The organism is Intrasporangium sp., assembly GCF_032907665.1.
In the GTDB taxonomy this organism is placed as follows: domain Bacteria; phylum Actinomycetota; class Actinomycetes; order Actinomycetales; family Dermatophilaceae; genus Intrasporangium.
Window position 1 is genome coordinate 1 of sequence record NZ_JAJJPG010000045.1, and the last position, 11,542, is coordinate 11,542.

The window sequence follows — 11,542 nt, forward strand, 5'->3', positions numbered from 1 at the left end:
CCCCGCCGCCCAGCCACCACAACTTCGCCCCGGCGAACCTGGTTGTGCGGAAGTCAGCCCCAGTAGTCGTCGAGGGCCTCCGACGCCGCCCCCTCACGCTCGGACGGCACCTCCTCGATGACGGTGAGCTGGCCCCGGTAGAAGAGCATCGGCCGTCCGCGGCCCGTGTCGTCGAGGCCCCGCACCCGGCCGATGACGACGTCGTGGTCGCCGGCCACGTGAACCTGCTCGATGGTGCAGTGGATCCGCATCAGCGCGTCCGCGAGGCTCGGCCCGCCCGTCTCGGACGGGTACCAGTCGAGGCCCTCGAAGCGCCGTCCCTGCGGCGATCCGAAGCGCTGGACGAGGTCGACCTGCTCGTGGTGCAGGACGTTGACCGTGAAGTGGCCCGTGTCGCGCATGTGTGGCCACGACCTGCCCCGGTGGTCGGCGCAGAAGAGGACGAGGGGCGGGTCGAGCGACACGGAGGCGAAGGACTGGCACGCGAAGCCGACCGGCTCGCCGTCCAGGGTCGTGCCGGTGACGACGGTCACTCCGGTCGCGAAGTGTCCGAGGGCGTGTCGCATCTCGTCGGGCGTCGGCTGCGGGCTCACGACGAGTCTTCCTCCCGGGACTCGCCGAACGCCTGGACAAGGGCGGCGAGTCGGGACGCCTCTCGCCCGGCGACGTCGCCGTCGGCCTTCTGGATCGCCATGACGGCGAGGGTGTCACCGTCCAGCAGGTCGAGGCTGACCCACGGCTCGCCGCCACCGAACTGGACCCCGACGATCTCGGGCCAGTCGAGAGTGCGGGTGACGACGAGGTTGCGCACGACGATCCCGTCGCGGGTGGGCACGGCGACGATCGAGGCGTAGCGCCAGGCCAGGGCCGCGATGGCCGCCCCGAGGCCGAACATCATGAGCCGGTCGGCAGGACCCCACCGACCGTCCTGCTCGGGCATGATGACGGCGATCGTCCCGAAGATGAGCAGCGATGCCCACACGACACCGATGGCGACGAGGCGGCCCCGGCGCGGCCGGAACGGCGCCAGGGCGTCGCCCGGAGCGGGGGCAGGTGGGACGCTCACAGCCTGCAGGCGGCGATGTCGGTGACGAGGATGGCCCGGGCCCCGAGGTCGTAGAGCTCGTCCATGAGCCGGTTGCGCCCGACCCGGGGAACCATGGCCCGCACTGCGACCCAGGCCTCGTCCTGGAGGGGCGAGACGGTCGGCGACTCGAGGCCGGGAGTCAGCTCGGTCGCCTTGGCGACGAGCTCCTTCGGGCAGTCGTAGTCGAGCATGACGTACGTCCGGGCCGTGATGACGCCCGCGAGGCGCCGCTGGAGCACGGCAGTAGCCTGCTGCTCCCCCGGCCGGTCGCCCCGGATGAGCACTGCCTCGGAGCGCAGGATCGGCTCGCCGAAGACCTCCAGCCCCTGTTGGCGCAGGGTCGTCCCGGTCTCCACGACGTCGGCGATGACGTCGGCGACCCCGAGGGTGATCGCCGTCTCGACCGCGCCGTCGAGGCGGACGACCTCGGCGTCGATGCCCCTCTTCACGAGGTCGGCGCGAACGAGTCCCGGGTAGGACGTGGCGACCCGCTGCCCCGCGACCTGCTCGAGCGAGGTGACCCTGCCGGGCCGGGCGGCATAGCGGAACGTGGAAGCGGCGAAGCCCAGGCCCATCACCTCGATCGCGTCCGACCCGGAGTCGAGGAGCAGGTCACGGCCGGTGACGCCGGCGTCGACGGTGCCCGACCCGACGTAGACGGCAATGTCGCGGGGGCGCAGGTAGAAGAACTCGACGTCGTTGTCGGGGTCGGCGACGACGAGCTCCTTGGCGTCCCGGCGGGTGCGGTAGCCCGCCTCTCGGAGCATCTCGACGGTGGCGTCGGAGAGGGAGCCCTTGTTGGGCACGGCGATTCGGAGCATGGCTGGGTCCTCAGCGGGTTGGAGCCTGGTCGAGGCGGTCGGTGCAGCGTCGAGCCGATGGGCGTGGTTCAGAGATGGGCGTAGACATCGTCGAGGGTGATGCCCTTCGCGAGCATGAGGACCTGGAGATGGTAGAGCAGCTGGCTGATCTCCTCGGCGGTCTCGGCGGTGGACTGGTGCTCGGCGGCCATCCACACCTCGGCAGCCTCCTCCACGATCTTCTTGCCGATGGCGTGGACGCCCGCGTCGAGCGCGGCGACCGTGCCCGAGCCCTCGGGTCGGGTCGCTGCCTTCTCGGCGAGCTCGCCGTACAGCTGCTCAAAGCTCTTCACGGTCTAGAGGGTACTTTCCGTATGCCGCTGGGCTGCGCTCCGCCCGATCCGTGGCCGCCGCGGCTGGTCGGCTCGAGGGTGGATGACCACGCCGGCCTGCGTGACCGCTGTGACGGCGCGGCCCACTCCGCCCCGGTGCTCAGGTCCCCACCCGGTCGAGGTCCCGGAGGGTGACAACAGTGGCCACGGCCGCGGTGGCGGCCTCGTGGCCCTTGTCCTCGCGCGAGCCGGGAAGGCCGCACCGGTCGAGGGCCTGCTGCTCGTCGTCGCACGTGAGGACACCGAAGCCGATCGGGGTTCGGGTGCGAACCGACACCTCGGTGATCCCGGAGGTCGCGGCCTGGCAGACGTACTCGAAGTGTGGCGTGCCGCCCCGGATGACGACGCCGAGCGCCACGAGGGCGTCGTAGCGCTCCGCCAGGGCCGAGCAGGCGACGGAGAGCTCGAACGTCCCTGGGACGCGGACCTCGTCGATGTCGGTGACACCTGCGTCGGCGAGACCGCGGCGGGCCCCGTCGAGCAGGCCTCCCATGACCTGCTCGTGCCAGCTCGCCGCGACGACGGCGACCCGCAGGCCGCGTCCGTCGGCGGTGAGGGTGGGTGCTCCTTCCTTCATGCGAAGGCTCCTTTCAGGCAGACTCGGGCTTGGCGCGGACGACCGCGGGCAGGTCGTGTCCGAGCCGGTCCCGCTTGGTGACGAGGTAGCGCTCGTTCTCCGGCGCCACCTCCGTGTGGAGCCGCTCGACGGCGACGACGTCGATGTCGAAGTGGCGCAGGGCGGTGACCTTGGCGGGATTGTTCGTCAGCAGGACGATGCGCGTGGCCCCGAGGTCGTGGAGCACGGCGGCGCCCGCGGCGTACTCACGCGCGTCGACGGGAAGACCGAGGGCAGTCTGGGCGTCGACCGTGTCCGCGCCGCGGTCCTGCTCGGAGTAGGCCCGCAGCTTGTCGACGAGGCCGACCCCCCGGCCCTCGTGGCCGCCGAGGTAGACGACCACGCCACCCTCGCGGCCGATGCGGGCCATCGACTGCTGCAGCTGCGGCCCGCAGTCGCACCGCAGTGAGCCGAAGGCGTCGCCGGTGAGGCACTCGGAGTGCAGCCGCACGAGTGCCGGCGCCTCCGCCCGTCGCCCGTGCAGGCCGCGCGGGCTGACGAGGGCGACGTGCTCCTCGCCGGTCAGGGTGTCGCGGTAGCCGTGCGCCGTGAAGGTGCCGTGGCGAGTGGGGATCGTCGTCGTCGCGAGCCGCTCGACCCGGTCGTGCTCCTGGCGCCAGGCGATGAGCTGCTCGATCGTGATGACGGGCAGGCCGGTCTCACGGCCGAGGCCGACGACGGCGTCGTAGCGCATCATCCGGCCGTCGTCGTGGACGAGCTCGCCGATGACGCCGACCGGTGGGAGTCCCGCGAGGCGCGTGAGGTCGACCGCCGCCTCCGTGTGGCCGGGCCGGGTGAGCACCCCGCCGCGCCGCGCCCGGAGCGGCAGCACGTGCCCCGGCCGGATGAGGTCCGTGGGCAGCGACTCCGCGTCGGCGAGCACCTGGACGGTGCGGGTCCGGTCCGCGGCACTGATCCCGGTGGTCACCCCGGTCGCCGCGTCCACCGAGACGGTGTAGGCGGTGCGCAGCGGGTCCCGGTTGTCCGCGACCATGAGCGGGAGTGCGAGCCGGTCGGCCACCTCGTCCGGCATCGGGGCGCAGAGGAAGCCGGACGTGTGCCGGATCGTCCAGGCCATCCACTCCTCCGTGGCGGTCTGGGCGGCGAGGACCAGGTCGCCCTCGTTCTCCCGGTCCTCTGAGTCGAGGACGAGGACCGGGAGGCCGTCGCGCAGGGCGTCGAGGGCCTGCTCGATCGTCGACAGGTCGGTCATGACTCCTCCTCGGGGGTGCTGCCGTCCTCGGCGGTGCTGCCTTCCGCGGCGATGCGGCGGCCCACGGGGACCTGCCCGTGCTCGAGGAGGCGCTCGACGTACTTGGCCAGGACGTCCACCTCGAGGTTGACCGGGTCGCCGACCTGCTTGCGCCCCAGGGTGGTCTGCTCGAGGGTGGTCGGGATGAGCGAGACGGAGAAGGTCTCCGGGCCCACGGCGGACACGGTGAGGGAGACCCCGTCGACGGTGATCGAGCCCTTCTCCACGACGTAGCGGGCGAGCGCGGATGGGAGGGTGAAGGTCACCACTTCCCACCGGTCGCCGGGCACGCGCTCGATGATGGTCGCGGTCCCGTCGACGTGGCCCTGCACGATGTGGCCACCGAACCGGCTCGCGGCCGCCATGGCCCGCTCGAGGTTGACGGGATCGCCGGGCCGCAGCGCGCCGAGGCTGGACCGGCGCAGCGTCTCTGCCATGACGTCGACGCTGAAGCCGGTGGCGTCATGGCTCGTGACGGTGAGACAGACGCCGTTGACCGCGATGGACGCCCCGTGGACGGCGTCACTCGCCACACGTGGTCCCTCGATGCGCAGGACGGCGGACTCGGCCGCATGGTCGATCGACCCGACGACGCCGAGCTCCTCGACGATTCCAGTGAACACGCTTCCACTCCTCACTTCACCGGCAGGACGTGGATGCGCACGTCCGTCCCGACCTGTCGCACGTCGGCGACGTCGAACCTCATGATCTCGGCCATGGACGGGACCCCCAGGTCCCCGACCGCGTTTCGCCCGGCGCCGAGCAGGGCCGGCGCGATGTAGGCGTAGACCTCGTCGACGAGGCCGGCCGACAGGAAGGCAGCCGCGAGAGTCGGGCCCCCCTCGAGCCACACGTCGCGGATCCCCTCGTCCCACAGCACGGAGAGCGCCTCAGCGGGCTCGTGCGTGCGCAGGTGCAGCACCTCACCGGGTGCGTCGTGGACCTTCGCCGACTCGGGCACGTCCCGCATCCCCACGACGACCCGACGTGGCTGCTGCCCCGCGCGGGAACCACGAGCCTCCGTCGTGCGGACCGTCAGTCGGGGATCGTCGACGAGGACGGTGCCCGTGCCGACGACGATGGCGTCACGCGTGGCGCGGAGCGCGTGGACATCACTGCGCGCCTCGGCGCCCGTGATCCACTGGCTCGTGCCATCCGCCGCCGCGCTGCGGCCATCGAGCGTGGCGGCGAACTTCCAGGTGACGAGCGGCCGGCCCAGCACGACGGTCCGCGACCAGCGGTCGTTGAGGGCTGCGGCGTCGCCTGCGAGGACCCCGGGCAGGACGTCGATGCCGGCGGCGCGCAGGACGTCGGCGCCGCCTGCGGCGATGCCGTTGGGGTCGGCCTGTCCGTAGACGACCCGCGTGACACCGGCAGCAACGAGGGCGTCCGCGCACGGACCGGTGCGGCCGGTGTGTGCGCACGGCTCGAGGGAGACGTAGGCCGTCGCACCGCGAGCGCGCTCCCCCGCGACCGCCAGTGCCGCGACCTCCGCGTGCGGTGAGCCGGCGCCGCGGTGCCAGCCCTCGGCGACCACGCCGCCGTTCCCGTCGACGATGACGCAGCCGACCCGGGGGTTCGGGTCCGGCCAGGGGCCTGAACGAGCGAGCTCGATCGCCCTCCGCATGCGTTCCCGGTCGTGGTGAGTCGTCTCGGTCATGGCTCAGCCCACGCGAGCACCGGCCAGGGCCGGCTCGACGTCACGGCGCCCGGTCTGCGACGCCTTGACCCACTGGACGAAGCCGTAGACGACGAAGAGGCCGTAGAAGATGTAGAGCACGGCGGTGGGGACGTAGCCGGTCGCGAAACCGAACGGCACGCCGACGAGGTCGACGGCGATCCAGGCGAGCCAGAACTCGTTCCACCCCCGCGCCATCGCGAAGGTCGCGACGATCGACCCGACGAAGATCCATGCGTCGCACCAGAAGAACCACCACTGCGGTGTCCAGTACGGGTTGGGTGAGAGGCTCCACAGCCACGTGAAGGCCTGGTGGACCGCGACCGTGCCGACGAGCCAGAAGGCGATGACAGCGGTACGCTCGCGGCTCGTGGCCCATCGGGGCGTGATGGCGGCGCCGCTGGTGTCGTCCGCATGGTTGAGCCGGCGCACCTGCGTCCAGCGCCACCAGCCGTAGAGGCTCGTGAGGATGAAGAAGACCTGACGTCCGGCCTGACCGAAGAGGGGGACGCGCTCGTCTGCCCCGAACAGCGCGCCGAGGTAGACGAAGAAGAGCATGACATTGGCGACGATGCCGACCGGCCAGGCCCAGACGTGGCGCCTCATGCCGAACCACGCCGAGGCCACGCCGATGAGCACGGCGATGAGCTCGGTCCAGTGGAGCTGGTAGATCCCGATGGGGATCGCGGCGTCGAGGACCTGCTGGAAGAGGTTCTGGGCCTCGTCAGCGAGAGTGAGCGACTGCATGTGGTGTTCGTCCTTGGAGTTCGTGGTGCTGAACGGACGAACTCCGGGGAACTCCACAGGTCGTGCCTTCGGCGACCGACGCCCGTCCGGGCGCCGCGTCACGGCCGACAGCGGCCTGTTTCGTGCTGCCTCCCATCCGGACTTTCACCGTCGGTCCTGGAGTTTCACCAGATCAACCGGCCGCTGGCTGCGGCCGGGTCGCGGACTGTCACCGCCGGCTCGGAATTACACCGACCCCGGAGCACGTACCGCCAGTATGCACCGTCCCCCCGTTGGCGCCCACACCGCGTCCGCGTGATACCTGCCACGCGTGACGCGTCACGAGCACGCGTGAGCAGGCCCAGCGGCATACGGCAGGTGTTGGTGTGGCCTGCTGGCACCGTGCTCAGTGGTGGTGCCCGCGCACCAGCGCGCGCAGCTCCTCCACCGCGGCCGCGGCGTCCTCGGCCCCGTAGACGGCGGACCCGGCCACGAAGACGTCCGCGCCGGCCTCGGCGCACTGCTCGATGGTCGGGCCACTGACCCCACCGTCGACCTGCACCCAGATCTCCCCACCGTGCCGCTTGACCGCGTCGCGGACCTCACGCACCTTCGGCAGCTGGTCGGTCATGAAGGACTGGCCGCCGAAGCCGGGCTCGACGGTCATCACGAGCACCATGTCGAGCTCCGGCAGCAGGTCCTCGTACGGGGCGAAGGCAGTGCCCGGCTTGAGGGCCATCGCCGCCCGCGCTCCGGCGGCACGAAGCGTGCGCGCGAGGGTGCGCGGGTCCCGGGCCGCCTCGATGTGGAACGTCACCGACTGGCAGCCCGCCTCGGCGTAACCAGGGGCCCACCGGTCGGGGTCGTCGATCATCAGGTGGGCGTCGATGGGGACGGGACTCACCCGGAGCAGGGCCTCGACGACGGGCAGGCCCAACGTGAGGTTCGGGACGAAATGGGCGTCCATGACGTCGACATGGGCCCAGTCGGCGTTGGCGATCCGCTTCAGCTCGGCCTCGAGGTTGGCGAAGTCGGCTGAGAGGAGGCTCGGGGAGATCTGCACGAGGCACAGCGTAGTTGGGACGGACGGCACGGTCGTCCACACCGCCTGCGAGGATGCCCCCATGCTGCAGCGACTGGTCGACGACGACGTCCTCGTGCTCACCCTCGACCGCCCCGAGAAGCGCAATGCTCTCGACGTCGCGCTCTGCCGCGCTGTGGGTGAGGCTCTCACGTCCGCCGCCGGGGACTCCCCGTCGCGCGCGGTCGTCATCACCGGCTCCGGCTCGACCTTCTGCGCCGGCGCCGACCTCGACGGCGTCTATGGTGACGAGTTCCTCGAGGCGCACTACGGGATGCTCGGAGCGATCACCGGCTCACCGATCCCCGTCATCGCGGCCGTCAACGGGCCCGCGATCGGGGGCGGCACCCAGCTCGCCGCAGCCTGCGACCTCAGGGTGGGCAGTCCCGCAGCGCGCTTCGCCGTGCCGACGGCCCGCAACGGCCTCGCCGTCGACCCGTGGACGATCCGGCGGCTCTCCGACCTCGTCGGAGGAGGTCATGCCCGCGGCATCCTGCTCGCCGCCGAGAGCCTCGACCTCCCCGCGGCGATCGCCTGCGGGCTCGTCCAACGAGCGGGAGACCTCACCGACGCGATCGCGCTGGCCCACGACCTCGCGGCACTCGCTCCCCTGTCGCTCAGCTACGCCAAACACGTGCTCAACTCCCCGCAGCTCCCGGACGACGACCCCGGGCTCCGCGCGGAGTTCCTTGCCTGCTTCGCCAGTGACGACGCCGCCGAGGCTGAGTCCGCACGGCGCGAGGGACGGCGCCCTGTCTTCCGGGGGCGCTGAGCCTCAGCGCTTGCGCAGGAGGGCGAGGAACATCGCGTCGGTCCCGTGGACGTGGGGCCACAGCTGGACGTAGGGCCCGTCGCCGAGGTCCGGCAGCTGAGCACCCGCTGCGTCGCGGAAGAGCGGCCGCGCGTCCACGAGCTCGACGTCGTCGCGCTTCTTGAGGACGTCCTGCACGACGAACCGGGTCTCGTTGAGGTGCGGGCTGCACGTCGCATAACCGATGACGCCACCGGGGGTGGTCGCGTCGATCCCGGCCGCGAGCAACTCGCGTTGGAGTCCCGCGAGCGCCGCCACGTCGCTGGGGCGACGCCGCCAGCGCGCCTCCGGTCGCCGCCTCAGGGCCCCCAGGCCGGTGCACGGGGCGTCGATGAGGACTCGGCTGTAGGCCGACTCACGGGCCGCTCCCCCCGTGGACGGCCCGAAGCCCGGCTGGGCTCCGGCGGCGAAGTCGCGCCCGTCCCCGTGGACGATCTCCAGGGTGGTCCCGGCCTCACGCGCGGCCGCGCTCACCGCGCGCAACGTCTGGCGGACGAGCTCCACACGGTGCTCGTTGACCTCGTTGGCGACGAAGGGGATCCGTCGCTGCACGGCGATCGACGCGAGCAGGCCGGCCTTCCCCCCGGGTCCGGCGCACAGGTCGAGCCAGCGCTCGGCCTTCATCGCGTCCTGTCCGACTTCAGCGGTGGCGATCGCCAGGGCGACGAGCTGCGAGCCCTCGTCCTGGACCGCCGCCCTGCCCTGCCGAACCGCCGGGATCCGGCCGGGATCCCCCTCGGGCAGGACTGCGCCCACCGGACTCGTCGTCGACGCCTCGGCGCCGGCCTCGACGAGCTCTGCCACGGTGGCGAGGCCGGGCCGGGCTGCGAGCGACACCTTGGCCGGCGCGTTGTCGGACTCGAGGAGCAGGGCCAGCTCCGCCTCGGCGGCCTCCGCGTCCGAGACGCGGCCATGTCCGATGAGGGCGGCGCGGAGCGCCTTGGCGACCCACAGCGGGTGGGAGGTGCGGATGGCGAGAGCCTCCACCGGGTCGCTCACCCCACCGCTGACGACCTCGAGCCACTCGTCGAGGCTGCGCTCGCTGATCCGCCGCATGACGGCGTTGACGAAACCCGACGCCCCGGCACCGTTGACCTGTCGCGCGAGCGCGACCGTCTCGTCGACGGCCGCGTGGGTGGGCACGCGCATCCCGAGCAGCTGGTGCGCGCCGAGGCGAATCGTGTCGAGGACCCCAGGATCGATCCTGTCCACTGGTCGGTCTGCAGCTGTGGCGGCGATGGCGTCGTAGAGGCCGGACATCCTCGTCGCGCCGTAGACGAGCTCGGTCGCGAAGCCGGCGTCGCGCCCCTGGATCCGCTTCTCGCGCAGGAGCCTCGGGAGCGCGAGGTTGGCGTAGGCGCCCTCTGCGACCTCACGCATGACGGAGTAGGCGGCAAGCCGCGCCGGGTCGGTGCGTCGGCTGCGCTCCGACGGGCGCTGAGCTGACCGGTGCTGCGCCGATCTGCCCCTGGCCGGCGGGCGCTGTCGCCCTCCTCGTCGCCGCTCGTCACTCATCGTCGAGCCGCTCCCCCGGCTCGATGCGCATCCCACGAGCCCAGTCGGCCGCAGGCATCGGCTTCCGCCCGTGCGCCTGGACCGTGCCGAGGCGGACCGGGGTCGTGCCCGTGCCGACGAGGACTGCCTGCTTCGTGACGAGGAGCTGGCCCGGGCTCAGTCGATCCTCGTCGGGCAGGCCCTCGGGAGGCGCGAGGGTGACCGGAGCCACCTTGAGCCGTTCGCCTCGGAAGGTGGTCCACGCGCCGGGCGCCGGGGTGCACCCACGGACCCGCCGGTCGACGGCGACGGCCGGGTGGTTCCACACGATCCGAGCGTCCTCCACCTCGAGCTTGGGTGCCAGCGAGACCCCGTCTGCCGGTTGCGGTTTCGCGACGAGGTCACCCGACTCGATCCCGTCGAGGGTGGCGACGAGCAGCCCCGCTCCCGCCTCGGCAAGTCGGTCGAGCAGGTCGCCCGCGGTGTCGGTGGGCCGGATGCGCTCGGTCATGACGCCGTAGACGGGGCCGGTGTCGAGGCCACGCTCGAGCCGGAAGGTCGTTGCGCCGGTGACCGAGTCGCCGGCCATGATCGCGTGCTGCACCGGAGCCGCCCCCCGCCACGCAGGCAGCAGGGAGAAGTGCAGGTTGACCCACCCGTGCCGGGGGATCTCGAGCGCGGACTCCGGGACGAGGTTGCCGTAGGCGACCACCGGGCACACGTCCGGTTCGAGCTCCCTCAGCGCCTCGAGGAAGTCCGGCTCCCGGGCGGAGGCGGGGGTGAGGACGGCCAGACCGAGCTCCAGCGCCCGCACCTTGACGGGGGACGGCTCGAGGCGTCGACCACGACCAGCTGGAGCATCGGGGCGGGTGATGACGGCGACGAGATCGTGGCGCGACCGCGCGATCGCCTCCAGGCTCGGCAGCGCAACCTGGGGCGTTCCGGCGAAGACGACCCGCACGTCACATCCCCAGGCCGAAGGTCGCGTGCGGACTGACCTTCACCAGGGGCGGCGGCTCGCCGAACCACTCGGCCTCCCGGATCGCCCGCATGGCTGCCTTGCGCGCCTCGGGGTCGAGCCGGTCGACGAAGAGGATCCCGTCGAGATGGTCGGTCTCGTGCTGGACCGCGCGAGCGAGCAGCTGCGTCCCCTCGAGCAGCACGGGCTCGCCATACATGTTCTGGCCCTTGGCGACGACCGAGAGGGCCCGCTTGGTGTCGGCGGTGACCCCCGGAACGCTGAGACAGCCCTCCGGACCCTCCTGCTGCTCGTCGGACAGGTCGAGGACCGGGTTGACGAGGTGACCGACGACGTCGTCGACGCAGTAGGTGAAGACTCGCAGCCCGACCCCGAGCTGAGGCGCCGCGAGGCCCGCCCCCGGGGCGTCGAGCATCGTGTCCTCGAGGTCCTTGACCAGCACCCGGAGCTCCTTGTCGAAGTCGACGACCTCGGCTGCCGGGGTGCGCAGCACGGGGTCTCCGAAGAGGCGGATGTCCTTGATCGCCACAGGTGTCAGTCCTCGGTGGTCGGCGTCGGGCGTGGATGTCCAAGTCTAGGTCGGCGGTCCGGGCGGGTCCGCCACCCCCGCCCGGTCGAGTGGCCCC

14 protein-coding genes and 1 riboswitch are annotated in these 11,542 nt (G+C 72.0%); of the genes, 1 reads left to right on the plus strand and 13 read right to left on the minus strand.

Annotated features, from left to right (window positions below; all coding sequences use genetic code 11):
- Positions 1-53 precede the first annotated feature (53 nt).
- The 10 genes from LOY02_RS08845 to rpe all read right to left on the minus strand — a co-directional run bounded on the left by LOY02_RS08845 (position 54) and on the right by rpe (position 7,614).
- A complete protein-coding gene (locus LOY02_RS08845) occupies positions 54-593 on the minus strand; it encodes a flavin reductase family protein (protein WP_317181983.1) in 540 nt (179 codons plus the stop codon).
- The gene (locus tag LOY02_RS08850) at positions 590-1,066 is read right to left on the minus strand and encodes a PH domain-containing protein (protein WP_317181984.1); all 477 of its coding nucleotides are present in this window, start codon (positions 1,064-1,066) and stop codon (positions 590-592) included. Before LOY02_RS08850 ends, LOY02_RS08845 begins: the two co-directional genes overlap by 4 nt.
- Positions 1,063-1,908 (minus strand): ATP phosphoribosyltransferase, encoded by an 846-nt coding sequence (hisG, locus tag LOY02_RS08855; protein WP_317181985.1) that lies wholly within the window; start codon positions 1,906-1,908, stop codon positions 1,063-1,065. Before hisG ends, LOY02_RS08850 begins: the two co-directional genes overlap by 4 nt.
- Before the next feature lie 68 nt (positions 1,909-1,976).
- Positions 1,977-2,240, minus strand: a complete 264-nt coding sequence (locus tag LOY02_RS08860) for a phosphoribosyl-ATP diphosphatase (RefSeq protein WP_317181986.1) — start codon at positions 2,238-2,240, stop codon at positions 1,977-1,979.
- A gap of 139 nt (positions 2,241-2,379) precedes the next feature.
- Positions 2,380-2,856 (minus strand): 6,7-dimethyl-8-ribityllumazine synthase, encoded by a 477-nt coding sequence (ribH, locus tag LOY02_RS08865; RefSeq protein ID WP_317181987.1) that lies wholly within the window; start codon positions 2,854-2,856, stop codon positions 2,380-2,382.
- Positions 2,857-2,869: 13 nt separating this feature from the next.
- Entirely contained in the window at positions 2,870-4,108 is a 1,239-nt protein-coding gene (ribB, locus tag LOY02_RS08870; protein ID WP_317181988.1) for a 3,4-dihydroxy-2-butanone-4-phosphate synthase, read from the minus strand.
- Positions 4,105-4,770, minus strand: a complete 666-nt coding sequence (locus LOY02_RS08875) for a riboflavin synthase (protein ID WP_317181989.1) — start codon at positions 4,768-4,770, stop codon at positions 4,105-4,107. The genes ribB and LOY02_RS08875 overlap by 4 nt, the downstream gene beginning before the upstream one ends.
- Before the next feature lie 11 nt (positions 4,771-4,781).
- On the minus strand, positions 4,782-5,807 hold the full coding sequence (gene ribD / locus LOY02_RS08880; protein ID WP_317181990.1) for a bifunctional diaminohydroxyphosphoribosylaminopyrimidine deaminase/5-amino-6-(5-phosphoribosylamino)uracil reductase RibD: 1,026 nt from the start codon (positions 5,805-5,807) through the stop codon (positions 4,782-4,784).
- Between the two features lie 3 nt (positions 5,808-5,810).
- A complete protein-coding gene (gene pnuC / locus LOY02_RS08885; RefSeq protein ID WP_317181991.1) occupies positions 5,811-6,572 on the minus strand; it encodes a nicotinamide riboside transporter PnuC in 762 nt (253 codons plus the stop codon).
- A 118-nt stretch (positions 6,573-6,690) separates the two neighbouring features.
- Positions 6,691-6,821, minus strand: a riboswitch (FMN riboswitch).
- 136 nt (positions 6,822-6,957) lie between these two features.
- Positions 6,958-7,614, minus strand: coding sequence for a ribulose-phosphate 3-epimerase (gene rpe / locus LOY02_RS08890; protein ID WP_317181992.1), 657 nt, complete (start codon positions 7,612-7,614; stop codon positions 6,958-6,960).
- Between the two features lie 61 nt (positions 7,615-7,675).
- On the opposite strand from rpe, the gene LOY02_RS08895 reads away from it, so the two are divergent.
- Positions 7,676-8,404, plus strand: a complete 729-nt coding sequence (locus LOY02_RS08895; protein WP_317181993.1) for an enoyl-CoA hydratase — start codon at positions 7,676-7,678, stop codon at positions 8,402-8,404.
- Positions 8,405-8,407: 3 nt separating this feature from the next.
- Here the strand turns inward: LOY02_RS08895 and LOY02_RS08900 are convergent, their stop codons facing one another.
- From LOY02_RS08900 to def, 3 genes are read right to left on the minus strand one after another with little or no spacing between them, the layout of a single operon-like run.
- The gene (locus LOY02_RS08900; RefSeq protein ID WP_317181994.1) at positions 8,408-9,958 is read right to left on the minus strand and encodes an RsmB/NOP family class I SAM-dependent RNA methyltransferase; all 1,551 of its coding nucleotides are present in this window, start codon (positions 9,956-9,958) and stop codon (positions 8,408-8,410) included.
- Positions 9,951-10,898: a methionyl-tRNA formyltransferase gene (gene fmt, locus LOY02_RS08905; protein WP_317181995.1), complete on the minus strand. Its 948-nt coding sequence runs from the start codon at positions 10,896-10,898 to the stop codon at positions 9,951-9,953. The genes LOY02_RS08900 and fmt overlap by 8 nt, the downstream gene beginning before the upstream one ends.
- A gap of 1 nt (position 10,899) precedes the next feature.
- Positions 10,900-11,445 carry a peptide deformylase gene (def, locus tag LOY02_RS08910; protein ID WP_317181996.1) on the minus strand — a complete coding sequence of 182 codons (546 nt, stop codon included), beginning with the start codon at positions 11,443-11,445 and terminating at the stop codon, positions 10,900-10,902.
- Positions 11,446-11,542 lie beyond the last annotated feature (97 nt).